The 25,615-nt window shown below is 49.5% G+C and carries 22 protein-coding genes; 7 read left to right on the top strand and 15 right to left on the bottom strand.

What is annotated here, in order from left to right; translation table 11 throughout:
• Window positions 1-458 precede the first annotated feature (458 nt).
• The gene (locus DC20_RS06555; RefSeq protein WP_062543097.1) at window positions 459-2,267 is read left to right on the top strand and encodes a glycoside hydrolase family 15 protein; all 1,809 of its coding nucleotides are present in this window, start codon (window positions 459-461) and stop codon (window positions 2,265-2,267) included.
• 29 nt (window positions 2,268-2,296) lie between these two features.
• Window positions 2,297-3,100 (top strand): SDR family oxidoreductase, encoded by an 804-nt coding sequence (locus DC20_RS06550; protein ID WP_062543096.1) that lies wholly within the window; start codon window positions 2,297-2,299, stop codon window positions 3,098-3,100.
• A gap of 194 nt (window positions 3,101-3,294) precedes the next feature.
• On the opposite strand, the gene DC20_RS06545 is transcribed toward DC20_RS06550, so the two are convergent.
• The 12 genes from DC20_RS06545 to DC20_RS06490 form a co-directional block, all read right to left on the bottom strand.
• Entirely contained in the window at window positions 3,295-3,894 is a 600-nt protein-coding gene (locus DC20_RS06545) for an NADPH-dependent F420 reductase (RefSeq protein WP_062543095.1), read from the bottom strand.
• A 169-nt stretch (window positions 3,895-4,063) separates the two neighbouring features.
• Window positions 4,064-4,435 (bottom strand): endonuclease domain-containing protein, encoded by a 372-nt coding sequence (locus tag DC20_RS06540; protein ID WP_062543094.1) that lies wholly within the window; start codon window positions 4,433-4,435, stop codon window positions 4,064-4,066.
• 154 nt (window positions 4,436-4,589) lie between these two features.
• Window positions 4,590-5,465, bottom strand: coding sequence for a pirin family protein (locus tag DC20_RS06535; RefSeq protein WP_062543093.1), 876 nt, complete (start codon window positions 5,463-5,465; stop codon window positions 4,590-4,592).
• A 151-nt stretch (window positions 5,466-5,616) separates the two neighbouring features.
• Window positions 5,617-6,198, bottom strand: coding sequence for a Crp/Fnr family transcriptional regulator (locus DC20_RS06530; RefSeq protein WP_062543092.1), 582 nt, complete (start codon window positions 6,196-6,198; stop codon window positions 5,617-5,619).
• Between the two features lie 100 nt (window positions 6,199-6,298).
• Window positions 6,299-7,027, bottom strand: coding sequence for a hypothetical protein (locus tag DC20_RS06525; protein WP_062543091.1), 729 nt, complete (start codon window positions 7,025-7,027; stop codon window positions 6,299-6,301).
• A gap of 172 nt (window positions 7,028-7,199) precedes the next feature.
• A complete protein-coding gene (locus DC20_RS06520) occupies window positions 7,200-8,198 on the bottom strand; it encodes a PDDEXK nuclease domain-containing protein (protein ID WP_062543090.1) in 999 nt (332 codons plus the stop codon).
• 502 nt (window positions 8,199-8,700) lie between these two features.
• Window positions 8,701-9,612, bottom strand: a complete 912-nt coding sequence (locus DC20_RS06515; RefSeq protein WP_062543089.1) for a mechanosensitive ion channel family protein — start codon at window positions 9,610-9,612, stop codon at window positions 8,701-8,703.
• A 251-nt stretch (window positions 9,613-9,863) separates the two neighbouring features.
• Window positions 9,864-10,910 carry a hypothetical protein gene (locus tag DC20_RS06510; protein ID WP_157593076.1) on the bottom strand — a complete coding sequence of 349 codons (1,047 nt, stop codon included), beginning with the start codon at window positions 10,908-10,910 and terminating at the stop codon, window positions 9,864-9,866.
• 218 nt (window positions 10,911-11,128) lie between these two features.
• Window positions 11,129-11,494 carry a c-type cytochrome gene (locus tag DC20_RS06505; protein ID WP_062543087.1) on the bottom strand — a complete coding sequence of 122 codons (366 nt, stop codon included), beginning with the start codon at window positions 11,492-11,494 and terminating at the stop codon, window positions 11,129-11,131.
• Between the two features lie 27 nt (window positions 11,495-11,521).
• Window positions 11,522-11,710 carry a hypothetical protein gene (locus tag DC20_RS06500; RefSeq protein ID WP_062543086.1) on the bottom strand — a complete coding sequence of 63 codons (189 nt, stop codon included), beginning with the start codon at window positions 11,708-11,710 and terminating at the stop codon, window positions 11,522-11,524.
• A 67-nt stretch (window positions 11,711-11,777) separates the two neighbouring features.
• Window positions 11,778-12,206, bottom strand: coding sequence for a hypothetical protein (locus DC20_RS06495; protein WP_157593074.1), 429 nt, complete (start codon window positions 12,204-12,206; stop codon window positions 11,778-11,780).
• Window positions 12,207-12,804: 598 nt separating this feature from the next.
• Window positions 12,805-14,835 (bottom strand): S9 family peptidase, encoded by a 2,031-nt coding sequence (locus DC20_RS06490; protein WP_062543084.1) that lies wholly within the window; start codon window positions 14,833-14,835, stop codon window positions 12,805-12,807.
• 510 nt (window positions 14,836-15,345) lie between these two features.
• Between DC20_RS06490 and DC20_RS06485 the strand changes: the two genes are divergently transcribed.
• The 5 genes from DC20_RS06485 (at window position 15,346) to DC20_RS06465 (ending at window position 22,691) form a co-directional block, all read left to right on the top strand.
• Window positions 15,346-16,353 (top strand): methyltransferase, encoded by a 1,008-nt coding sequence (locus DC20_RS06485; protein ID WP_062543083.1) that lies wholly within the window; start codon window positions 15,346-15,348, stop codon window positions 16,351-16,353.
• Between the two features lie 268 nt (window positions 16,354-16,621).
• A complete protein-coding gene (locus tag DC20_RS06480) occupies window positions 16,622-18,187 on the top strand; it encodes a SulP family inorganic anion transporter (RefSeq protein ID WP_062543082.1) in 1,566 nt (521 codons plus the stop codon).
• 24 nt (window positions 18,188-18,211) lie between these two features.
• Window positions 18,212-18,844 carry a carbonic anhydrase family protein gene (locus DC20_RS06475; protein WP_062543081.1) on the top strand — a complete coding sequence of 211 codons (633 nt, stop codon included), beginning with the start codon at window positions 18,212-18,214 and terminating at the stop codon, window positions 18,842-18,844.
• 13 nt (window positions 18,845-18,857) lie between these two features.
• A complete protein-coding gene (locus tag DC20_RS06470) occupies window positions 18,858-19,538 on the top strand; it encodes a TetR/AcrR family transcriptional regulator (RefSeq protein ID WP_062543080.1) in 681 nt (226 codons plus the stop codon).
• 522 nt (window positions 19,539-20,060) lie between these two features.
• A complete protein-coding gene (locus tag DC20_RS06465) occupies window positions 20,061-22,691 on the top strand; it encodes a glycoside hydrolase family 3 C-terminal domain-containing protein (RefSeq protein ID WP_062545840.1) in 2,631 nt (876 codons plus the stop codon).
• Between the two features lie 297 nt (window positions 22,692-22,988).
• Here the strand turns inward: DC20_RS06465 and DC20_RS06460 are convergent, their stop codons facing one another.
• From DC20_RS06460 to DC20_RS06450, 3 genes are read right to left on the bottom strand one after another with little or no spacing between them, the layout of a single operon-like run.
• Window positions 22,989-24,104: an NADH:flavin oxidoreductase gene (locus tag DC20_RS06460; RefSeq protein ID WP_062543079.1), complete on the bottom strand. Its 1,116-nt coding sequence runs from the start codon at window positions 24,102-24,104 to the stop codon at window positions 22,989-22,991.
• A gap of 7 nt (window positions 24,105-24,111) precedes the next feature.
• Window positions 24,112-24,792 carry a type 1 glutamine amidotransferase domain-containing protein gene (locus DC20_RS06455; protein ID WP_062543078.1) on the bottom strand — a complete coding sequence of 227 codons (681 nt, stop codon included), beginning with the start codon at window positions 24,790-24,792 and terminating at the stop codon, window positions 24,112-24,114.
• Window positions 24,793-24,819: 27 nt separating this feature from the next.
• Window positions 24,820-25,515, bottom strand: coding sequence for a DsbA family oxidoreductase (locus DC20_RS06450; protein ID WP_062543077.1), 696 nt, complete (start codon window positions 25,513-25,515; stop codon window positions 24,820-24,822).
• Between the last annotated feature and the right edge of the window lie 100 nt (window positions 25,516-25,615).

Here is a 25,615-nt window from a genome sequence, read left to right as displayed (position 1 = left end):
TTCCTTTTACAGGCGGAGCTTGATTTGCGGCAGGTAAGGTACAGGGTGTTTTATGACTGCTTTTCATAGGAAGATCTGAGTGCAAAGAAGGCAATTGCATAGGTATATTCTTCCTATTGAAGACCTGTGCAGTGCGTTTTACCCCTATTCTTCTAAAAACAGGCAGAAAACACCTGGGGTGAAAATCACAAATCCAGCGCTCAGGTAAAGTAAGCCAGATGAAAAACCTCAGTCTACTTTTAATACACAGCACTTCCTACCTCTCTAAGACGAGAATACTGGTGGGTGTTCATCCTCTTGCGTTTGCGGTGTGTTTTTGTGAAAACAAGGCAAGAGCAGAGCTGCTTTGGGCAGAAAACCTTTAGGTAACCGAACACTTGCGGCCCAATGCCAGTATTTACTAGCACCTGCTGGTCTTTCTGCTTTCCTGAACCAGCGTACCATCTATCCTTGACTGCATGAGTTATCAGCCTATTGAAAATTACGGAATCATTGGAGACCTGAACACCGTGGCCTTGGTGGGCCTGAACGGTTCCATTGATTTCATGTGTTTCCCCAACTTTGATTCACCCAGTATCTTCGCGTCTCTGCTGGATGCTGAGAAAGGCGGAAGTTTCATGATTGAGCCTCTTTTCAAAGACCAGAAAACAAAGCAGCTGTACTTGCCAGACACCAACGTGCTGCTGACCCGGTTTCTATCGCTGGAAGGGGTGGGGGAGATCACAGACTTTATGCCCGTAGAGGAACTGTACAGTGGCAAGGAGTTGGTGCGCCGGGTGACCACCATCAGGGGAGAAGTGAAGTACCGGATGAAGTGTAGGCCCCGGTTCAATTATGGCCGGAGTGAACATACAGTAGAGCGGGTGTCAGAGAATGAAGTGCTTTTCTCCTGCAGTGATGCCGGTACCATTGTTTTGCGACTGCTAAGCTCGGTGCCGTTGCAGGTGACCGGGACCGACGTAGTGGCGGAGTTTACCTTAGGGCCTGCGCAAACCGCCGATTTCATTCTGGAGCATGTAGGCCAGGAGCACGCCAAAGGAGCAGACTTTGAAGCCTTCGTGACGCAGAGTTTGTACGAGACCGTCAACTACTGGAAAAACTGGATAAGCCAGTCTACCTATACCGGGCGCTGGCGCGACATGGTCAACCGGTCGGCTTTGGTGTTGAAACTGTTGACATCCCATAAGTACGGTTCCATTGTGGCCGCGCCTACCTTCAGTTTACCCGAGAGCATCGGCGCAGGCCGAAACTTCGACTACCGCTTCACCTGGATCAGAGACGCCTCTTTCTCTATGTATGCCTTGATCAGGTTGGGGTACACCAAAGAAGCTGGCAACTTCATCCATTGGGTGGAAGATATTTGCGAGGACATCAAAGGCCAGGACCGTTTGGGTATCATGTATTCCCTGGATGGGCACCGGCAACTGGAGGAAAAAGAGCTGGAGCATTTTGAAGGGTACAAACAATCCTCGCCTGTTAGGATAGGGAACGATGCTTACGGGCAGTTGCAACTGGACATCTATGGCGAACTCATGGACTCTGTGTACCTCTCAGATAAATACGGCGACCCGATTTCCTATGATTTCTGGAAAAGCCTGGAGCGGCACCTGGATTGGCTTACCCAAAACTGGAACCAGCCCGATGAAGGTATCTGGGAAGTACGCGGTGGCCGGAAGAATTTCCTGTATTCGCGTTTGCTCTGCTGGGTGGCTTTTGACCGGGCCATCAGAATAGGCACCAGCCGGTCTTTCCCTTTGAAGGAAGAATGGCGCACCGAGCGCGACAAGATCTTCAACAGCATCTTCACTGATTTCTGGGATGAGGAAAAACAGGCCTTCATGCAATACCCCGGTGCCCAGACCGTAGACGCCTCAACGCTGCTCATGCCACTGGTTCGGTTTATCAGTCCCAAAGATCCCCGCTGGCTTTCCACCCTCAAGCGCATTGAAGAAGAACTGGTGTCAGACTCATTGGTGTACCGCTACCGGCCAGAGCTAGCCGCCCCCGATGGATTTGTGAGCCACGAGGGTACTTTCTCTATGTGTTCTTTCTGGTATGTAGAATGCCTGTCGCGATCAGGGCAGGTGGAGAAAGCAAGGTTCTACTTTGAGAAAATGATGGGTTATGCCAACCACCTGGGCTTGTATGCCGAACAGCTGGGGTTTCAGGGCGAGCATCTGGGTAATTTTCCGCAGGCTTTCACCCATCTGGGGTTAATCAGTGCCGCTTACAACCTGGACAAGCAGTTAAACAGAAGCTCAAAATAACAAATACACGAACCTTAAAAACTAGGAATATGGCAGCAAATGCAACACCACAAACAGTTTTGGTAACAGGGGCCAGTTCGGGCATAGGGCAAGGAATTGCCATTGCCTTTGGGCAGCAGGGTGCCAACGTCATCATCAATTACCACGGCGATGAAGAAAGTGCCCGCGAGACCTTAAAACAAGTGGAAGAGGGCGGGGGAAAAGGCTTCATCTGCAAAGCCGATGTGGGCAAAGAAGAAGATGTGACCCGCATGTTCCAGGAAGCCATTGACACCTACGGCACCGTAGACGTGCTCGTGAGCAATGCGGGTATCCAGAAGGACAGTTCCTTCGCTGAGATGACGCTGGAGCAATGGAACAAGGTAATGACCACCAACCTCACCGGTTACTTCCTATGCGCCCGCGAGGCCATCAAAATCTTCGACAAGAAACCCACTCCTTCGCCCGAGGACAAGGCCAAAGGAAACATCATCTTCATGAGCTCCGTGCACGACATCATTCCCTGGGCCGGGCACGTGAACTATGCCTCTTCCAAAGGCGGTATTCTTATGCTCATGAAATCACTGGCCTTGGAAGTGGCCCCTAAAAAGATACGGGTAAACGGCATTTCCCCAGGCGCCATCGCCACGGACATCAACGCCGATGTATGGCAAGACGAGGAAAAGAAAAAGGAGCTCATGAAGCTGATCCCGTACAAGCGCATCGGTCTGCCTGAAGATATTGCCAAAGTAGCCGTGTGGCTGGCCTCCCCGGAAAGCGACTATATCACCGGTACCACCATCTACGTTGACGGCGGCATGACCCTCTACCCCGGCTTTGTGGATAACGGTTGATCCTGTTTTATCCCTGATTTTCTAAAACAAAGCCAAAAGCGCCTCACTAGTATTCCTGGTGAGGCGCTTTTGGCTTTTCGTATGAAAGGAAGTTACAATGTTGTTTGTAGCCTGTTCGGCTGAAAGTAAGCTCAAAACAGTCTCTACGTCATGAGAGATTTTACTCTGCTACCTGGTTAAATTCACAGACCAGCCTACTTCAATTTGATTAGATTAAGCGCAGGCAACGGACCGCCGGGGAATTGCTGTAAGCGTCCGCCCTCGTCTAGTTTGCCTAAGTCTACTCCCGAAAACCCGATGCGGTTGATCACGTCCAGCACCCTCTTTTTCGCTTCCTCATCATTCCCGGAATAGAAGACCACGCGGCTACCCCCTTCTTCTTTGGGGTCAGCTGTCAATACTGCCGCCAGCAACGTATTGAACGCTTTCACTAATTTTGCCCCGGGCAACAAAGACGCTACTACTTCAGAGGAAGGCTTACCACCTAGGTCTGCAGGCACAAAGCCGGGCAACACCGCATTGGTGGCGTCTATCACCAGATGGTTCTCCCAACTCGGCACCCCAGAAACGGCCTCTTCCAGTTTGTTCCAGGGCACGGCCAGAAACACAATGTCTGCAGCAGCGGCTTCGGTTACCGTTCCGGCTTTGATGCCGTGGCCAATGGCTTCCACCACCGGCTGCAAAGATTCAGGCCCACGGCTATTGCTGATGATGGTGTCATACCCCGCTTTGGCTGCGTGCTGCGCAAACGCTTTTCCTATTTTTCCGGCTCCTATGATTCCTATGCTTGTCATGTTTTCTGGTTTTATTAAATTCTTATTGATTAGTAGATAAGTGAGGTTGTTTGTTTTAGACTGTTATGCTAAAAATAGGCTGTAAACAGTCCTCATTTGAAAAGACGCTTCCGTGTGCTGATTCTCCCCTTGAGGGGAGCGAAGAGGGGTGTTTACACAGGAGAGCTATTTATCGCTGACTCTTATATTCTTCAATCCAGTGGAATATTTTGTCCACCACATACCTGATGTTTCTCTTGACATCTAAATCCTGAAACCTAAGGAACTCCACGCCATAGGCTTTTAACTCCTGCTCTCTTTGATGGTCATATACCACCTTTTCATCATGGCTATCGCCATCTACTTCAATGGCTAGCTGCAATTCATGGCTGTAGAAATCAACAATGTAGTTGAGCATAGGTACTTGCCTGTGAAACTGGACTCCTAACTTGCCGTTCTTGATCTCCTCCCAGAGTAGCACCTCCGCTAGCGTGCTGTTTTTGCGGAGGTGCTTTGCCTTGTCTCGGAGGTCTGGGCGGTATGGAATGATCTTGTTGGGCATCAGGAATGTTTACGAAATGCGTGTTCTGCAGGTGTAAACACCCCTCTTCGCTCCCCTCAAGGGGAGAATCTGCTTTCATGAACCGCTACTACCGTTCGCCCACAAGTTGCTTTCAGGATGACAGGTGTGAGATCTTCCAAGTAGTCTCAATATCCTAGTTAGGGTACACAATCTGGCCGTACTTGCCTTTGAAGAAGTCGCGGTAGGCTTCGGCGATTTCGGCTTTGGAATTCATCACGAAGGGACCTTCTGCCACAATGGGTTCCTGGTAGCGTTCGCCGCCGAAGAAGATGATGTCGATGGCGTCGGCAGACGGGTTGGTCAGTTCAATGGTGCCTTCGTGGCGGTCAAATTCCAGGAACTCGCCGGCGTGGTAGGGCGTGTCATTGAGCACCGAATTGCTTTCCAGCAAGAAGGCGGCGTACTCCAGGCCGGGCGTGGTGTCCAGGGCGAATGTCTGGCCCGCTTCCAGGTGCAGGTGGTAGATGAACTGCTCAGAATAGCTCGGGATCTGGGAAGTCAGCTCCTCGTAGCGTCCGGCCACTACCTTTACCCAGCCCCGGTTCTGGTCCAGGGTTTTCTGCGGCACGTTTTCTGCCTGGATGGCGAGGTATTCCGGCGCTTCGGCTTTGTTTTTGGACGGAAGGTTTACCCAGAACTGCAGGCCATGCGTGGTGCGGCTATCATCCTCAGGGTCGGGGTTCAGGTTCTCGTCATGGATGACGCCGTTTCCCGCTTTCATCCACTGGATGCCGCCCGAGGTGACTTTGGCGTGGTGTCCGGCGCTATCAAAATGCTCGTCTTCGCCCTGCAGCAAATAGGTGAGGGTGGCAATGCCTCTGTGCGGGTGGGCACCGGTGCCGGTTTTCATGCGGGGCGCATCGGCGGCGTGAACTTTGGGCGCGATGTGGTCCAGGAACACGAAGGGACCGACGGCCTGGGCGTAGCGGTTAGGCACAACGCGGTAGATGGTTAAATCACCTATGTCGGCGCGTTGGCCTCTGGTAGAGAAACTTACTTCTTTTTTCATGGCTGTATCGTTTTAAGGGTGGTAGAAGGACTTGCTATTTTCCCCTTCCGAACGATACAAAGGTGCGGCAAAGACCCGCCGCCAAACGATGATGTAGGATAAAATAAACCGTTGACAAATGTCAACAAACTGGAGTGGGGGGCGAGTTGCCTTAAAGCGCCTGTTGCTTCCGGATGCGGCTGAGGGTTTCTTTGGTGATGCCCAGGTACGAGGCAATGAGGTGCTGCGGAAAGCGCTGCAGGAATTCGGGGTGGCAGTCTACAAACTCGGCATAGCGTTTCTCCGCTGAGAAGCTGATGGCAGCATTGATTCTGCGCTGGGTGGCCATGGAATGCCGATCATCCATCTGCCGGGCCATCTGGGTCAGGGCGGGTACCTGCTGGTAAAGGTTCAGCAGATCAGCTTTTTCAATGAGCAGGACCTCGATGTCTTCCCAGGCATCAATGTTGTACAAAGAGGGGGTGAGCATGAGATAGCTTTCCCGGTCGCCCACCCACCAGTTCTCTACCGCCAGCTGTACAATGTGCTCGGCGCCTTTGTCATCTATGCTGTACTGCCGCATGGCCCCGCGCACCACAAACCCCAGGTAGCGGCAAATATTTCCCTCCTGCAGCAGGTACTGCTTCTTACGCAGCTTCTTCGGGTGGAAGGCGCCTTGAATCAATTTCTGCTCCTCCTCGGTGAGCGTGGTTTTGGTGTACTGGGTGATATAAGTAAAGAGGGAGGAGTGCATAGGGAGAATTTGAGATTGTTATGGTCAACGGTCACGTGCATGAGGCGTGCAAGGCCGTCGGCCGTAGCATGGCTTATGCACAATGTTGGGCGTAGTAGTTTTAATAGGTAAACTCTACTGCCGTAATTTGTCCAACAGGAGCATAAACTGCAGTGTCTTTAAGAGTATAAATCCCGTTCTTCTTTTTCCTGATATATAAGGTAGTCAATTGGTTTCCGCAGGCATCGACTTCCTTTTCCGTGTTGATGCCACTGGCTTCAATAAAGCCGCCAGATGTTTCTGTTTTATTAGCACCAACAGCGCAAGTTGTAATAATTGAGAAGTGGTCGTTAGGAACAGGTGTAGAATAGCCTTTCAACCTTATCCTGATTTTTGTTCTGGTGGCTATGTGGAAGTCCGTTACTATCGTTGTATCCCTTTTGGAAATTGAACCTATTAATTCGTCTCCCTCGCTAATGTTGTACCAAGGAATTTCCAAAAACTTCTGTTTGTCAAAGGAGAAGTTTAGCAGGACATGGCCTCCATATTTACTGGCGGAATCCCCGAATTCACGGTCCCTCAACCTGAACTTTATATAATAATTACCGTTTGCGTCTGTCTTCGTAGAGGCTATGTGCCTGGTGCTTGAAGTCATTCCAAAGGTTCCTTTATTCTCGAACCTTAAACCAACAGGGATGTTCGCCACTGGTTCATTGGTTTTAGTGGTAAACTTACCGCTGATGACTGTACAGCCAGAGGTGCATTCCTCATTTAAGGAATCAAAATCCTCTTGCCAACAGGAAGAACAGAGGAAAAGCAGCAAGATTAAATGAATGTAGTTCCCTTTCATAAATATATCTATTACGCCCAACTACTGTGTATAAGGAACTGTTCCGGTTATTGGCACCATGAATAGAGTAAAACATCCTGTTTACAACCAAAAATGACTAATAACTGGAGTCGGGTTAACAAACATAGTATGTGGTTGAAGTATAATTGGCCAATAAAGGATTGATTTACTACTATCCTTCTAACAATTTTTCAAGTTCCGCTGAAAGCAAAGCTTTATCGGGGAGGTAGAGTTGGTATTTGCTTACAAAAAGCTGGTTGCTGATGTTTTCTGTGGCGTATTCTACTAAAATGTGGTCTTTGTAAGCGCCTAATACAATCCCGATGGGTGGATTGTCGCCCTCCACGTTTTCTTCCTTGGCGAAGTAGTTCAGGTACAGGTTCATCTGCCCGATGTCGTTGTGTTCTATTTCGCCGCGCTTCAGGTCTATCAAGACAAAACATTTGAGAATGCGGTGGTAAAAAACCAGGTCCACAAAGAAATGCCGGTTAGCCAGACTGATTTTATATTGGCGGCCAATGAAAGCAAAGCCTTTGCCCAACTCCAACAGAAATTCCTCTAAATTTCGGATTAGCTTTTCTTCCAGTTCGTCTTCTTTGTACTGGTACTGCTGCGGAATGCCCAAGAACTCAAATACGTATGGGTCTTTGATGATATCAGCAGGCTTTTGGATATCGGCACCTTGTTCGGCAATTTGCAAAACACCCGTTTTGTCTTTGCTTAAAGCTACCCGGTGAAACAGCATGCTTTTCATCTGGCGTTTCAGCTCGCGCACGCTCCAGTTTTCTTTTTCGCATTGCTTTGCATAAAAACTGATTTCAAGGTTGTTGTCAGCTTTCAGAATTTCAAAGTAGTGGCTCCAGCTTAATTGGTGAGACAGCGTCTCACTATTTGGAAAGGCCATGTAGAACTTCCGCATGTAAACCAAGTTTGATCGGCTAAAGCCTTTTCCGAATGCAAAGGTCAGGTCTTTGGAAAGTCGGTCTAACAACTCAGAACCGTATTCAGCTTTCGCTTTTCCGCCCTGCTCAAATTCTACAATGTGCTTGCCAATCTGCCAATAGGTCTGCACCAGAATGGTATTGATGGCCCGTCCCGCCTGTGCACGCCCGGCTTGGAGCAACTCGCCAATTTGCTTAATTAATCCATTGTATGGTTCCAACTCTTTCATTCCGCTTCTTCGCGCAGTTTTAGAAAGTAAATAAGCAGCAAGTTTTCATTAACCGTCTCACCCATTCACTAGTTGATTAGCAAGTTACATTTTCTATTCAGGGTTAAAAATATATCCATATGTGGATGATCAATCTATGCGGAGGCATCTATCAACAAGGCCAATGCAGACGGGCTTTCAACTCTCTACTGCTTTTGTTTCCACCATGTGGGTGCGCCGAAACAGTAGGAGATGCCGGCTTCGGCCATTAGGCCGGAGGTTTCGCGGTAGGAGTGAGCGGAGCCACGTTATGGAAGGTCATATTTAATTTCCTCTGTATTGAAGCTCACCTAAAAAATAGTGCAGCCAAGTTCTTCTACATTGCGCCAAAACAAAAGGAGCCCGAAAATATTTTTTCGGGCTCTTTTTGTGAAAGTAAGTACAAAACAACTTCTCTTCCGTCAATTGGTTTTGGTGAGTTTACCGGCTTTAAGAGAAAGCTGAGAGGACCTTTAAAAAAAGATTACTGCTCCTCGGCGGGTTGCATCATCTGTACCGGAATAGACTTCTGGTAGTCATATAGTTTCAATTCCTGGATGTTGGCTGGTAACCCGAAACCATTTCCCAGCAGGGCTTTGGCGGTTTCCTGCATCATTCTGCCTCTTAAGAGAAGAGCTCCTTTCTTGTAATCATCCGTTTCTACCCAGAAAAATACTTTGATGTTGACCGTGTTGGTGGCCAGTTCCTCCACCAGTGCATAAGGAGGGTCTTCTCTATACACCCCATCAATGCCTAACGTCGTTTTCTCAATCAGGTCAATGGCATCTTGTATGTTGTCGTTGTAATCTATGCCCACCACAAAATCCATCCTGATGAGTCCGTTGTAGGTGAGGTTGGTGACGGAGGAGTTTAGGATGGTGCCATTGGGGATAAAAATGTCCTTGCTGTCAAAGGTCCTGATGTGGGTGGTTCTCAGGCTCAGATCCAGCACCTTGCCGGTCAAGTCATTCACAGAGATAGAGTCATTTACCTCAAAGGGACGATTGAAGGCCAGGATAAGTCCGGCCAAAAAGTTCTCGGCAATGTCTTTGAAAGCAAAGCCCACCACCAGTGCCGAAACCCCCGCCCCAGCAAAGATCCCACCGGCTACGCCACTTAAACCTAAGGTATGCAGCACCAGCATCAGCCCTAAAAGCGTAATCGCCCATTTGGCAATCATGGCAATATACCGGGTGGTAATCTGGTTATGTGACTTCTTGTCTAACCTTGATTCCAGCAGGAGCCTTATTCTAGCTGCTAGCCACAAAGCCACAAACAAGATCAGAATAGCGAGGATGATATTAGGCAACAGGAAAAGGAACCTCTCCCAATATTCCTCAGCTACCCGCAGTAAACCAGAAGATAAATTTCCGATGGAGGTAGTAGTTTCTTGCATCTTACAGACCGGTTTAGGTGAATGGATATTTCCTTTAACCCAGATCCTCTTGCTTATGTTTGTACAGGAAGGTAAACAGATGCCCAGGAAAGCCAACTTAGCCTCCAGTTTTCTGAAGTAGGAGAGGTAAAGAGAGGCGCTCAGGCTCTTTCAGAAAAGTAGCCTTCTTGTTACGTCCTGCCTTAACTCACAAAATCGTTTTACGCCTCGTTTTCAGGAAACAGGTGCAAAACGATTTTTTTGATGATTCCTCACGGCTTCTGTTTCCACTGATAGCTGTCTACCATGTGGGTGCCGAACCGGTAGGAGATACCAGCTTCCACCATCAGGCCGGAGGCTTCGCGTTGGGAGTAGTACAAAGACCGGAGGCCCGCGTGCAGGTTCACGTAGTGCTTAGACAACGCGGGCGTGCCGTAGGAAGCACTAGGTTTAGATTTGCCTACCTGCAGCAGGTAATGGGCCACCAGTCCGGGACCTCCGCCAATAAACTGGGTGTACTCTTCATCCGTATCGCCCTGGCGCGGAGTCACGTTATGGAAGGCCAACGCCAGTTCCGCCTGCACGAACAACTCCTTTCTTTCCTTTCGTACCAGGGCTTTGTTGAGCCCCATGCCTACCAGGAGCGTAGGTGGGCCGCTGTTCTGTTCGCGGGTAGAGGCAATGGGGTAGGGCTTCTTTAAGTTATTGCCATAGAAGTCCATGATCAGGCCACTGCCTATGCCTTTCTTGCCTACATACTGCAGTTCCACTTTCATGCCTCCGCCTGCCTCCAGGTACTCGGCGGCTTTCCCGTAGAACGAGTTGGCCATAAAGCCAAATACTATTTCCAGGCGCTTGCCCGAAAGGTGAACGTGCTCAAGATCTTCCAGCTTGGCCGTATGGTACCGGTACATCTCGTCAAATCTGGAGATGGGCCTGGTTCCGCCGTAGGCGGGGTAGCGCAAGGGATAGAAGTATACCGCCGCTTGTTTTACTCCATTCACCTCTTTGGGCCGAAAGCGCGGCACCCGGGCAGATGCTTGCACCAGACTGTCCAGAATCACGGGATCAGTGACGCCGTTTATCTTCTCCAGCTTAGCTTTCCCCTCTGCACTGATGGGAAAAATTAACTCAATGGATTTCTCCGTCAGGTACTGCCGCTGTTCCTGAGTGAAGTTGATCTTATAGTACACCAGCGCCAGATCTACCGTGCCACCCACCGGCTCAGGTTCAATGATTCCCTGCGTGGTTTGTGCCCGCCCTGCCAGGCTATAAAGAAGGCAGCAGAAAAGCAGCAGGGTGCGGAGAAGGGATGGCATATGAAGTGATTTCAATTTGGTAAACGGGTCTAAAGAAGCTACAGCCCAGGCAGGGCTATTCTCAGCAGAAAACGGGAAGTAATATACCCACAAAAGCCAAAGCCTCGGCTTTTGGCAGAGGCTTTGGCTTTTGTGTATGCTCTACACTCTATTTAATTTCCTTGGCTCGGCCCGGCTTTTCAGGACCGTGTATCCCTGAAGTTTGTGGCCAGCCCTTATTATTTCCTGGCCAGGCTTTCGGTTGGTTCAGGAGCAGCAGGCTTCAGCATAAAGGCTCTGGCAAATTTCCCCAGCAGGGTGAACTCGTGGTCCGGCACTTTGTTCTCGATTGGTTTGATGGATCTGAGATAGGAAATGACGGCTACCAGGTCTTCGTCGCTCATGTCCTGTCCCTGCATGAAAGGAAGTACTGCCTCGCCGTTTGGTTTTACTCCGTAGCGCAAGACACGGGCAATCTCCGCATCGGTCATTTTGCCTATTCCGGTCTTGGGGTCAGGGGTGAGGTTGGTGGTGAAAATGGTGCCGAAGGGTGTCTCCACTTTTTTGTTTCCGACCAGGGAAGGCTCTTCGCCCTTCTTCAGCACCTCTATGTTCAGCGCAGAGCTATGGCACTATACGCAGGCTTTTTCTACCATGACAATGTGCTTGCCTTTCTCTATCATGGCCAGATCTGTGGAGGTCTTCACATTAGGGTAAGGGGCTTCATAGGTCAGGTGCTGCCGGAACATGGTAGCAACCGCTATCCCACTAAGAAGAAGAACCAAGACAAGGGCTGTCCACTTCAAGATTTTACGGAACATGATAGTTTTATAGATTTAGCTTAAAAAAATGACGAAGGAAACAGGGTATTAAGGAAAAAGAGAAAGACTAACGGGCAACTGATCTGTAGCTTCTGTAAAGCAGGAACCCCACAATCAGGAAAAAGAACACGGCCATGCCGATGGGTGCCTCCTGCTGCGCATACCAGATGTTACTGCCTTCCAGCAAGGGTGCCACCAGGAGGGAAGAAGCGACTTTCGCAAACAGCAGAAACAAGCCGAAAACAACCACCGTTGAAAGAATGATCGCAAGCACCTTGACCCAAACGGGTTGATGAAGACTTAACCGGTGACCTATTCCGGTGGACCCTGCCACCAGCAATAGGATGCCTGCTTTCATGAGAAAGGCCGCGGCTCCGGTATCTATGATTCTGCCATTGGTGGAGATGATCACCCCCAATTTTATGGTCCAGGCCAGCGCGCCTGCCATGAGCAGCAAACCTGCTACCTTGGTCCAGTTTGTGAAAAGTGCTTTCAATTGCATCACCTGCAGTTTTATGAATCAGAAATGAAATTCAACCTTAAAGCGAAGGGTACACCTGGAATAAAGCGAAAAGGAGTTTTGCCTGACGTGTACCAAAACGGAGGTGAAATACCCTTGTCTGGACAAGGGTCCTAAGAAGAAAGCGGAAGTGCCGCGATGCGTAAGCTTCTGGCAAGACTACCCGCTTTTTTGCTTCTCCTGTTTTAGCCCCGTTTTCTGCAAGACAGCCCAGAAACAGGTTACCACTATGACGGGCGTCTGTTTTTTCTTAGAGTTAGTGGGTTTTGATTCGATTTTCTGGAAAACAGACCTAAAGCCTGGCTCCTTCAGGTAGGGTTCACGGCATGCTGATGGGCAAGGTTTCCGATGAGCGTCACATTACTCGGTGATGATTTTGCACAACCAGTCGCAGTAAAATAGAGGTAGAAATACGTCTCAATGATCATACTTCAACAAGCATCATTGGCTTAGAAGGAATAAAAAACAGCTCAGGTTCTCCTAAGGCGGTGCTTTGCCCAGCTATTTGGGAAAGCATGCCAGAAGAAAACCTGAGCTGGGCAGTAAGCAGACTGAAAGTCTTTAGCCGTTTGTTTTACTCGCTTTTGGGTGCTGCAAGCGCTACGGTTTTCACATCAACGGTGATCTCCTTCAAGCGCGTGGCCACAGCGGGTGACATAGATTCCTGGTAGCGGCCGCCTAAGTGTTTGGCCAGGAATTTTTCGGCGGCGGCCAGCATGGCCATGTTGTTCACGGGGCGGGCGAAACCATGGCCTTCGTCTGGGGCCACCAGGTATTCTACCGGAAAGCCACGGGTGCGAAGGGCGATCACAATCTGGTCAGATTCGGCTTTGTTGACCCGTGGGTCATTGGCGCCCTGCACTACCATGAGCGGTGCTTTGATCTTGTCAGCGGAGTTCAACGGTGACTGGCGGGCGAGCTGTTCTTTGCCTTCGGGGGTAGTCAAGTCGCCCATGCGCTCCGCAAACTTTTTCCTTTCAGCTTCCCAATACGGCGGAATGGTGTTCAACAAGGTGTTGAGGTTAGACGGACCCACAATGGAAACGCCAGCGGCATACACGTCAGGGGTAAAGGCCAGTCCTGCCAGGGTGGCGTAGCCTCCATAGGAACCTCCCATAATGCCTACCCGTTTAGGGTCAACGGTGCCCTGCGCAATAAGGTGTTTTACGCCCCACGTAATATCATCCTGCATCTTCTGGCCCCACTCTTTATTGCCCGCATTCAGGAATTCTTTCCCAAAACCAGTGGAGCCCCTGAAGTTAGGCGATAGCACCGCATATCCACGGTTAGCCAGAAACTGGTGATAGCTGTTGAAGCCCCATACGTTACGGCTCCAGGGACCTCCGTGCGGCACTACTACTAAGGGTAGATTTTTTCTTGAAGAGTTCTTAGGCAAGGTAAGGTAGGCGGGTATCTCCAGGCCATCAGAAGATTTGTAACGGATGACCTGCATGGTAGCCAGATCATTCACCGGTAGCTTAGGCTGGGGGCGGTATTGAAAGGTGAGTTGTTTGGTTTTGCGGTCAAAGAGGTGCACCTCTCCGGAGTTTACATCGCTGAGGACATTCACCATCCAGTACTGCTCATCTTTGGTGGAGGAACCCAGGAGAACCATTTGGCCCGGAAACTTCTTCTCTATGGTGCTGAAGTCTTTTTCATAGGTTTTGTCTTTCCAGGTACGGCGCATTTTATCATCCTGGTAAGCGATAAAGATAGGCTCGCGGGTCACTTCGGAAAGGAGCACCTGGCCCACGTCTACTCGGTTCTTAGGGTCAGTTTCTACCAGTTCTTCTTTTAGGGTGACCGGGTCTACCAGCACCAGTTGTTGTAGATTGCGGTTGCCTTTATCGGTTCTCAGGTAGAAACGCTTGTTGTCTTTGTGAAACCCTATTGGAACACTCGTTTCAAAAATGGTGGAGCTGTAAATGGGCTGTAGTTCTTTCTCGTCTACCCGCAAAATCTCAGAGCTGCCGTCTGGCTTGGAGCGGGTGGCCAGGCGCAATTTATCGTTCCAGTCAAAGGTCCAGCCGGTAATGCGGTCGGTGTTCTGGCGCACCAGCGTCTTTTCGCCGGTGGCCAGATCCAGGCGGTACAAATCATGCCAGGCCTTGTCGCGCTCGTTCAGGCCTACATACAAGATGTTGGGTTCTGACCGGGGAGCAAGGTAAATCATGGCTCTGGTATTGGGTACGTTGGTGAGGTTGCGGGCGGTGGGTACCTCTTGTCCGGCCTCCAGCTTCTGGGAGGGCTGCACCGCGTAGACATGGAAGTTCTCATTGCCGCCTTTGTCTTGCACGTACAGCAGCGTTTTCCCGTCTCTGGACCAGGAGTAATTGATAATTGGGCGGGTAGTGTCGGCGGTCATGGGCTTGCCGGCAGTAAAGGGTTCTTCGCGCTTCTTTACCCAAATATTGCGGGTGCCTTTGTGAGGCTTAATGAAGGCAATAAAAGAACCATCAGGCGAGATCTGGGCATTCACAATTTCCGGGTCCCCGAAGAAGATTTCCCGGTCAATCAGCGCAGGTAACTTGTTTGTTTGCGCCGCTAGAGGCAAATACCCCAGCAGCAAAACCATGACAAAAAGAAAGCGAGTAGTTCTAAGCATGACTGTATTGGGTTAGGTGAAATGAAAAAATAACAAGAGGTGCATCTGCCTTCTTGGAAGGGGATAGGAGATGTGCAAAGGCGCGTCTTTCCCTTGATGGAGGTGTTGTGCCCAAGAGAGGTAAAAGTAAGCAAGGGGACCAAGGCCAAAAGAATACCTGAAATCTGCTTCTTTTCATGAGTAATGAAGGACAGAAAGCTGGAAGTACTTTAAGCGTGAGCGCAGAAGAGTGTTCTGGTTATCTGCTTGGGGAACAGGAGATAACGGCGAGTAGCTCCCTAAGGTAGTGATAGTTTTAACTTAATGAAATGAATGAAAGCGTTTGTTTGGGCTTTCACCTCTTCAGGCAAGTGTTTCAAAGCCTATTTCTATAATATACCTTCAAATCTCTCTTCAAATCATGATATTCATATGTTAGCTATGTTAAATAAATAAGATTAAATAGTATCTTTAATAAGCCTTCTCCTGAGAGATTGGTAAGCATTTTGTTTCCCTCTAAAACGCTATACCATGGATGCTTCTCTTTCTACTTCTTCTAATCCGTTTGATACTTTGGCACAACTGGCGGGCGGCTACTGTGTAGCGCGTTGCCTGCACGTAGTAGCTGGCATAGGTTTAGCCGACCATTTGGAGGAAACTCCACGCAGCGCTGAAGAACTGGCCGCTGAGTTACAGGTGCACCCAGAGGCGCTGGCGCGAATGATGCGGCTTTTGGCAGCCCATGGTGTTTTTGAAGTTCACGAAGGGGCTTTTAAGCACTCAGCAGCCTCCCGTCTTTTACGCCAGGACCATCCACAATCCTTAAAAGCTTTTGCCAAGATGTTCGGGTTGCCGGTATTCTGGCAAATTTTTGAGGGGTTGGAGCATAGTCTGCAAACGGGCCGTCCGGCAGCTGAGAAGGTCATTCCCGAAGGGCTCTGGGATTACTTTGGCACCCATGCAGAGGAGAACAGAATATTTAATGCAGCTATGACCTCCAAGAGTTTTGGACAAGCAGCGGGCGTAATGGCTGCCTATGACTTCAGTGGTTTTGAAACCATAGGTGATATAGGCGGCGGAAGGGGGCATTTGCTGGCCGCAGTGCTGCAGAAGGCACCAAATGCAAAAGGGATCTTGTTTGATCTGCCCAACGTGGTAGAAGACGCAAGCGAATTGGCTTCTGACCGCCTAGAGCTGCAAGCGGGTAACTTTTTCAAAGATCCACTGCCTGCCTGTGACGGGTACCTGCTCATGGAAATCATCCATGATTGGGCAGACGAGGAGGCCGTGAAAATTCTGAAAGCAATCCGGCAGTCAGCACCAGAGGGAGCCAAACTGTTGGTGATAGAACAACTGATCTCGCCAGACCAAGGGCCACACTGGTCAAAGATGCTGGACATTCATATGCTGGCCCTGTTGGGAGGAAGACAGCGCAGCTTGCCAGAATACCAGCATCTTTTTGAACAGTCGGGCTTCCGCTTGGCTCGTATGGTTCCCACGGTTGCCGATGTCTCTATTCTGGAGGCAGTACCGGTTTAAGGCAAGAATAGAGGTAGGAGTGTGGGGATTTTTTCTCGGTCCCTTGCCTATATCCCAACTATTTTCAGTTAAATCGTAAGCAGAAATGCGGCCAATCCTTTTAAAAGAGGTAAGCCGCATTTCTGCTTTTTGGTCTTATTCAATTACACTTAACGCGGAACTTTCCTTGCAAATCTGGGGTATATAGTTTTACTTTGGTGAGCTATAGTATTACTTTTAATAAATATTAAAACACTTTTAATCAACATTAAAACGGTATTAAAGACTTATGCTTAGCTTTAAAGAATTAAAAAGCGATTTTCCTGCCGGACTGGTCGTTTTTCTGGTAGCAGTTCCCTTGTGTCTAGGAATTGCCATGGCGTCCGGAGCTCCTTTGTTTGCCGGTATCATCTCCGGAATCATTGGTGGCGTAGTGGTCAGCCTGATTAGCGGCTCGCAGTTGGGGGTAAGTGGGCCGGCGGCTGGTCTGGCCGTGATCGTGCTTAACGCCATTGACCAACTGGGCAGCTTTGAGGTTTTCCTGTCAGCTGTTTTCCTGGCTGGGGTTATACAGTTGGCCCTGGGCTTTCTGAAAGCGGGCAGCATCGGGTATTATTTTCCAACCTCAGTGATCAAGGGAATGCTGGCAGGTATTGGGGTGATCATTATCCTGAAGCAGCTTCCGCACGCCTTTGGTTACGATCAGAATTTTGAGGGCAATGTGCATTTTAGACAGCCTGATGGGGAAAATACATTCTCCGAACTGTTCCAGATGCTCAATGCGGTATCGCCTTCAGCAGTCATCATTAGTGGCTTGTCTTTGTTTATCCTGATTCTTTGGGATCAGGTGCTTTCCAAAAAAGGAAGAATTTTCCAGCTCATCCAGGGGCCACTGGTGGTAGTACTGCTGGGCATCGGGTTGAACATTTTGTTTCAGAACTATTATCCGCAGTTAGCTTTACGCAGCAACCACTTGGTTTCGCTGCCGGTGGCAGAAAGCTTAGGTGGCTTCTTTCAGCAGTTCACCAGTCCAGATTTCAGCCGTATTTTAAGCTATGAAGTGATTTTCCTGGCAGGTACGCTGGCCGTAGTGGCTAGTTTGGAAACTCTCCTTTGCTTGGAGGCCACGGATAAATTAGACCCATACAAGAGAATTAGCCCCGCTAACCGTGAACTTAAAGCCCAAGGCGTAGGCAACATGGTGGCAGGATTGATAGGCGGTCTGCCTGTGACCCAAGTAATTGTGCGTAGCTCTGCCAACATCCAGTCTGGTGGTAAAACCAAGCTTGCCGCTTTCACCCACGGAGTATTGATTTTAATTTGTGCGCTCACTATCCCGGGGGTTCTGAACATGATTCCGTTGGCCAGTTTAGCGGCCATTTTATTAACAGTAGGGTATAAACTAGCCAAACCAGCTTTGTTTAAAAGTGTGTACCGCTCCGGCTGGATGCAGTTCCTGCCCTTCATTGTCACCATTATCGCCATTGTCTTCACAGACTTACTCACTGGTATAGGCATTGGAATGGCAGTAGCCGTGCTCTTTATTTTGAAGAACAGCTACGAAGTGTCTCACTTGTTGCACCAGGAGAAAACGCCAGAAGGCAAAGACCAATACCATCTTGTGCTGGCTGAGGAGGTAACGTTCCTGAACAAAGGCAACATCATGCAGGCCCTGCGTAAGATTCCTGAGGGAGCAGACCTGGTAATAGACTATTCAAAATCTGCTTTTGTTGATCATGACGTCAAAGAATTGATCGAGGACTTCAAAGAAAATGCTCATATGAAACATATAAGCATCACTTTCAAAGAGACACAAGGAAGGCAGCGTGCCAATGCCACCAGCGTAAGTTTGTAATTTCCACTAATCACTAAATAAAACATGAAAGCGTACACCAAAGAGACCCAGCAAAAGCTAACTCCCGCAGATGCCATTAACATTTTAAAAGAAGGAAATAAGCGTTTTGTAAGTAATACAAAGGCAGACCGCAACCTATTGCAGCAGGTAGAAGAAACTGCTGAAGGCCAACATCCCTTCGCTATCATTCTAAGCTGCATAGATTCGCGCACGTCCTCAGAGCTTATTTTTGACTTAGGGATAGGTGATGTTTTCAATGCCCGTATTGCCGGTAACGTGGTAAATGAAGACATACTGGGCAGTATGGAGTTTGCCTGCAAAGTGGCGGGTTCAAAACTCATTGTGGTGTTAGGGCACACCAGCTGCGGGGCCATCAAAGGTGCTTGCGATCACGTAGAATTGGGCAATCTTACCGGATTAGTGAATAAAATTACTCCTTCTGTAGAGGCTGTTGATTACATAGGAGAGAAAAGCTCTAAAAACAAAGAATTTGTAGAGTTAGTGGCCCAAGAAAATGTTAGACGCGCCGTGCAGCTCATCAAAGAAAAAAGCCCTATTCTGAGTGAAATGATCCAGAATGGCGAGATAGGCCTTGTAGGAGGCATGTACGATGTGAAGTCTGGCGCGGTAGAATTCTACAGCCAAGAGGTGGCCTAAGGGAGCTTACACCATGAAGAATCTGCTGGCTAACATTAAGATTACAGTAGAGGAGAAAGTATACCTCAAAGACCCTGAGAGCTCTGAGAAAGGCCGGATGATCATTGAACACGGCATCAAGCTGATGGAGGAGCTGGGTCTTGAGGGCTTTACGTTCAAAAAGCTGGCAGAGCGGATCGGCATTACTGAAGCTACCATTTACCGGTATTTTGAAAGCAAGCACCATCTATTGGTGTACCTGATCTCCTGGTACTGGAGCTGGCTGGAATATCGCCTGGTGTTTGCAACCTCTAATATTGCCTCCCCGCAAGAGAGGCTACGAGTCGCCATCCAGATTCTGTCCGGACGGATAGAGAACGACATGGATTTCGCCCACATTGATGAGGTAACACTCCAAAAAATTGTGATTGCCGAGTCTGCCAAAGCGTATCTCACCAAAGAAGTAGATGAAAACAACAAGGAAGGGTTCTTTCTGAGTTATAAACGGCTGAACAAACGTATTGCGAGCATTATTCTGGAAATTAACCCAGAGTACAAGTACCCCGATTCATTGGTGTCTACAGTCTCAGAAAGTGCCCACCAGCAGGTTTTCTTCGCCAAGCATCTGCCTTCGCTCACGAACATAGACCTGGCCCAGGAAGATCAACTGGTAGACTTCTTAACGGAATTGGTTCTCAATACCATCAAGAAGTAGAGAGTCAAAGTGGTGTTCCTAGGATAGCTGCTTTTTCCCTCTTATTTCTATTCTATAAAAGTCCCTCTTACCCTTAGCGGTAAGAGGGACTTTCTTTATTTATGTCTCCTGTGACAGAAGTTTGATATTCATTAGTACTGGAGTAGGTCTTTCTGCACGGTAGATCTGGAATTTATACCCGTATAAAGCAGCTTATACGAGCAGATTCTCCCCTTTAGGGGAGCGCAGAGGGGTGTTTACACAGGAGAGCGCATACTGCTTACTTTTCATATGTAAGTAATTCAAAGTTGTCAAAGCTGCCTTTACCAACTACTTTATGCAGACTAGAAGAACCTAAAATTTATAAAAGGATAAAATTCGGTAAGTGGTTTTGACGTAGTTTTTCCAAAGCAGGCTCAAAAGGAAGACAAGCAGAGTTGTCGCAAAAAGAGCATGAATTAGGAAGGAAACTCTCTACTAATGCACCGAAATGTTGAATATTTTCCCGAATTTAGATCGCATAACCACTCTTTTCCGGAATTCATGAAAAAAGTCTATGTTTTACTCTCTTTTTGTGCCATCGTTGGCATACTGGCATTTACTTCCAGTAAAGAAGAGAAATATGCCTATCCGTTTCAGGACCCTTCGCTCACCATTGAAGCCCGGGTGAACGACCTGGTCTCACGCCTTACCTTAGAAGAAAAGGTAGCCCAGATGTTGAACGCCGCCCCGGCTATTGACCGTCTGGGTATTCCCTCTTATGACTGGTGGAACGAAGTACTACACGGTGTAGCCCGCACGCCTTACAAAGTAACCGTTTATCCGCAGGCCATCGGCATGGCTGCTACCTTTGACACTACTTCTCTACAGGTCATGGCCGATTACTCCGCGCTGGAAGGTCGCGCCATTTACAACAAAGCCATTGCCGACGGGAAATCTGGCCAGCGCTACGTGGGTTTGACTTACTGGACGCCCAACATCAACATCTTCCGGGATCCACGCTGGGGTCGTGGGCAAGAAACTTACGGCGAAGACCCGTTCCTGACGGCCATGTTGGGCCGGGCCTTTGTGCGCGGCTTGCAGGGCGATGACCCCAAGTACCTGAAAGCGGCAGCCTGCGCCAAGCACTACGCCGTACACAGTGGGCCTGAGCCGGAGCGCCACGTGTTCAACGCCCAAGCAACTAATTATGACCTGTGGGACACGTATCTGCCTACTTTTGAAGAATTGGTGGTGAATGCCAAAGTAGCCGGCGTGATGTGCGCCTACAACGCCTTTAGAGGTCAGCCTTGCTGCGGCTCAGACGTGCTCATGAACGACATCCTGCGCAACCAGTGGAAATTTACCGGTTACGTAACGTCTGACTGCTGGGCTATTGACGACTTCTTCAAAAACCATAAAACCCATCCAGATGCTGCCTCGGCCTCGGCCGACGCTGTGATGCACGGCACCGACATTGACTGCGGAACTGATGCCTACAAAGCCTTGGTGCAAGCCGTAAAGCAAGGAAAAATTGAAGAGCGCATGATTGATGTATCGGTGAAGCGTTTGTTCACCATTCGGTTTAAGCTGGGTATGTTTGATCCGGTAGCCATGGTGAAGTACGCACAGACGCCGGTGAGTGTATTGGAAAGCGCTCCGCACAAAGCCCACTCACTTAAAATGGCGCAACAGTCTATGGTGCTCCTGAAGAACGACAAGAACACCCTGCCGCTTAAAAAGAACCTGCGGAAGATTGCCGTAGTAGGCCCGAACGCTGACAACCCGATTGCGGTGCTTGGAAACTACAACGGCTTGCCGTCTGAGATTGTAACCGCCTTGCAGGGTATCAAAAACAAAGTAGGTGCTGGTACTGAGGTAGTGTATGAACGCGCTTCTACCTTCACCAAAGACACGTTGCTGGTATACACCAATATTACCCCGCAGTTGAGTTTTGAAGGCAAGCCCGGCGTGCAAGCTGAGTACTTCAACAACATGGAGCTGAAAGGCCAACCTGTCACTACCCGTCAGGAAGCAGACATTAACAATTTCTGGCAGGAGGGCGAAACCGTGGTAGGCAACATGAAAGCCTACAACTTCTCAGCCCGTTACACCACCGACTACACTGCTGCTACCACCGGTTCTATTACCCTGGAAGTAGAAGGCGATGACGGCTATCGTTTATTGGTAGACGGCAAAGAGCAATTGAACGCCTGGACCCGAAACCGTTGGGGCGCGAAGAGCTACAAACTGCCCACCAAGGCTGGTCAGAAATACCGTTTAGTGGTAGAATATAACCAAGACGGCGGCAAAGCTTCTATCCAACTGCGGGCTGGTAACTTCGCCAAGTCAGATTTCAAAGCCATAGCCAACCGTGTAAAGGACGCCGATGCGATCATCTATGTGGGTGGAATTTCACCGCAATTGGAAGGCGAGGAAATGAAGGTAAATGAGCCCGGCTTCAACGGCGGTGACCGTACATCCATCTTGCTGCCCAAAGTACAGACCGACCTGATGAAGACGCTCAAAGCCACGGGCAAACCGGTGGTGTTTGTGATGATGACCGGTAGTGCTATTGCCATGCCATGGGAAGCCCAGAACATTCCGGCTATTGTGAACGCCTGGTACGCTGGTCAGTCGGCGGGTACGGCCATTGCCGATGTGCTGTTTGGCGACTACAACCCGGCCGGACGTCTGCCGGTGACGTTCTACAAAAGCGATCAGGATCTGCCTGCCTTCGGGGATTACTCCATGGACAACCGCACGTATCGCTACTTCAAAGGGCAACCGTTGTATGGATTCGGATATGGCCTGAGCTATACCACCTTCACCTATGACAAACTGGACATGCCTAAAAATACCCAGGTGAACAGCCCAGTACAGGTAAGCGTGCGCGTGACCAACTCCGGTAAAATGGACGGCGAAGAAGTAGTGCAGCTATACCTGACGCGCCAGCAGAACGGTTTTAAAACCCCAATCAGAGCTCTGAAAGGTTTCGAACGCATTGCCTTGAAACGCGGCGAGAGCAAGGTGGTCAACTTTACACTGCGTCCGCAAGACCTTCATTTAATTGCCGAGGACGGCACCGCCAAGCACGTGCCGGGTAACGTGACCATCAGTGTAGGCGGAAGCCAGCCAGATGCCGCTACCAAGAAAAGCAAGAAAACCGTGGAAGGAACAATAGCGCTGAAGTAAGAAGTTGATATAAGAGATTCTCCCCTTGAGGGGAGCGCAGAGGGGTGTGTACACAGGAGAACAAGTATTGCTGAATAACATTATGCTTTATCTACTACAGATAAATATATACTCAGCATTATTGGACCAGCAGGTGTAAACACCCCTCTACGCTCCCCTCAAGGGGAGAATCTGCAATTGTGAAGCACTACGTTTCTTGCTTGAAATCAGGAAAAGAAGCTGAAATAAAAAGGGGGGCCCTCTGGAAAGAGGGCACCCCTTTTTATGGGTAGTTACCTATGTCAAAGATCCTGCTTTTTACTGCTCAAACTCCTTTACTTTGGCGTCTGGCACAAAGAAGCGTTCTGGTGCAAATTCATCCAAGGGCTGGCCGGCAGCTACTTTGTTTACCCAATCTTTGTTGGCCAGGGCGGTTTTCCCTAGGGTAACCACATCCACGTCGCCGGTTTGCAGCATGGCTTCTGCTTTTTCTGGGGTGTCCAGGTGCCCATTGACCACTACAGGCAGGTTGCCGTATTTTTTGGCCAGGGCTGCCAGCGTAGGACTTCCTTCCTGAAAGGCAGGTTTATCGGCGTGGTGTTCAGTCACGTGAATAAAGTCCAGGCCAGCGTTACCCAGCGCAGTGAAGATAACCTTGGCGTCTTCTTCGGCACCTGCCCAGGAGTGGGTGTAGTCATTCACTTTGGTTTGGGAGATTCTAATTCCTATGGGGAAGTCATTGCCCACCGCTGCTCTGCAGGCTTGCACCGTTTCTACCAACAGTCGTACCCTACGGGCCGGATCTCCGCCGTATTCATCCTGGCGCTGATTGGTGTAGTCGGTGAGGAACTGGTCCAGGATGTACCCGTTGGCGCCATGAATTTCAATGCCATCAAAGCCAGCCTCCACAGCATTCTTTGCCGCCTGGGTAAAGCCTTTTACCACCGACTGGATGTCTTCTATCGTCATTTCCTTGGGTGTGGGGAAAGCTCCCTTGCCGCCGTAGAATTCCATCTGTGTTCCCTTGGGTGTCACTGCCGAGGGGCCAATAGTGTAATCTTTGTACCGGTTGCCCTGTGACAAGGCGCCCGCGTGCATGATCTGGCAAATGATCTTAGCACCGGCTGCCTGTACGCTCTGGTTGATCTCCTGCCAGGCAGCTATGTGCTTTGGGTTCGTGATGCCCGGTTGATTCAAGTATCCCTGGCTGTGCAGTTCATCGGGGTAGGTACCTTCGGTGATAAGTAAGCCGAAGCCCCCCTGCGCATAGCGGGTGTAATACTTCTTCATGGCCTCATTGGGAGTGCCATCGGGGTCCGCTGACGTTCTGGTCATAGGAGCCAACCCCACCCGGTTTTTCAGGTGCAAATTGCCCAGTTTTCCTTCAGAGAATAACAAAGGAAACGCGTTCTTTTTCTCTTCCTGCTGGTTCATAGGCCGCTTATTTGTTTAAGAGTTGAAGTAGTTGGTGCGCCGCTTCTTCAGACGAAGCCGGGTTCTGACCGGTGATCAGCAAACCATCCTTTACTACATGCACGCCCCAATCACTGGTTTTGGAATAGTGCCCACCTTTGTTCTTTAATTCATCTTCCAGCAAGTACGGCACTACTTCGGTTAAGCCCACGGCTTCTTCCTCGGTGTTGGTAAAACCGGTCACATTCTTGCCTTTCACTAAAGGCTCGCCATTCTCGTCTTTCACGTTGAGCAAGACGGCGGGCGCGTGGCAGACGGCGGCTACGGGTTTCTTGCTCTTCCAGAAAGCCTCAATCAACTGCACCGATTCCGGGCTTTCATACAAGTCCCATAGTGGACCGTGTCCACCGGGATAAAAGACGCTATCAAAATCTTCTGCAAATACATCTCTCACCTTTTTTGTGTTGGCCAGGAGTTGTTGCAACGCCTGGTCTTCCTTGAAGCGCTTGGTAGCTTCGGTTTGGTTTTCAGGGGCATCACTTTTTGGGTCAATAGGTGGTTGTCCGCCTTTGGGCGAGGCCAGGGTGATCTCTGCGCCGGCATCCTTGAATACGTAGTAGGGAGCGGCAAATTCTTCTATCCAGAAGCCGGTTTTCTCTCCGGTATTTCCTAGCTCGCTGTGCGAAGTCAAAACAATGAGTATTTTCATAGTGTTAGTTTTTAATTGGGTTATGTGTTAATCACAGGTGCCGTCAATGGAACAGGAGCCCGCACCTTCGCCGCTAATGATCTGGGGTTTTTCTTCGTCCCATACCTTGTCCAGTACTTCCTGGAACAACTCAGTGGGTTGCGCACCAGAGACGGCGTACTTGTTATTGAACACAAAGAAGGGAACGCCGCGCACGCCTACCTGCTGGGCCTGATAGATGTCTTGCTGCACTTCCTGCGCGTAGGCATCACTTTGCAGGGCCTGTCTGATCTCTGCGCCGTCTAGGCCTACTTCTTCGCCCAGTTGTACCAGCGTATCCAGATCACCCACGTTTTTGCCTTGCGTGTAATACGCCTCAAACAGCCGTTCTTTCATCTCGTCCTGCTTCTGGTGGTTTTTAGCAAGGTGGATTAAACGGTGCGCGTCAAAGGTGTTGTTGATGATGGCCTTGTCAAAGTCATAGTTCAGGCCTACTTCTTTGGCCATGGCAGCCATCTGGTCATTCATTTTCTTGCCGTCTGCCGTAGTGCCGCCTTTCCGTTTGCCCAGGTACTCGTGCACCGATTGGCCAGGCACAAACTTCAGGTCGGGATCTAACTGGAAACTGCGCCAGACTACTTCTACTTTCTCTTTCGCCGGAAAGGCTTCCAGCGCCTTCTCAAATCTGCGTTTGCCTATGTAGCAAAAAGGACAAACCACATCAGACCATATCTCTACTTTCATCCTGGTTTCTTAAAAATGCTTTAAAAACAACGTACAGCCTTGCTCGATTAGAAAGGCCGTTCTCTATGCTACGAGGTAAAAGGCATTTAAGCTGATGAAA

Origin of the sequence: Rufibacter tibetensis (genome assembly GCF_001310085.1) — a bacterium.
Classification (GTDB): Bacteria; Bacteroidota; Bacteroidia; order Cytophagales; family Hymenobacteraceae; genus Nibribacter; species Nibribacter tibetensis.
The sequence above is the reverse complement of the archived record's forward strand: the minus strand, read 5'-3'. Positions and strand labels throughout refer to the sequence as shown.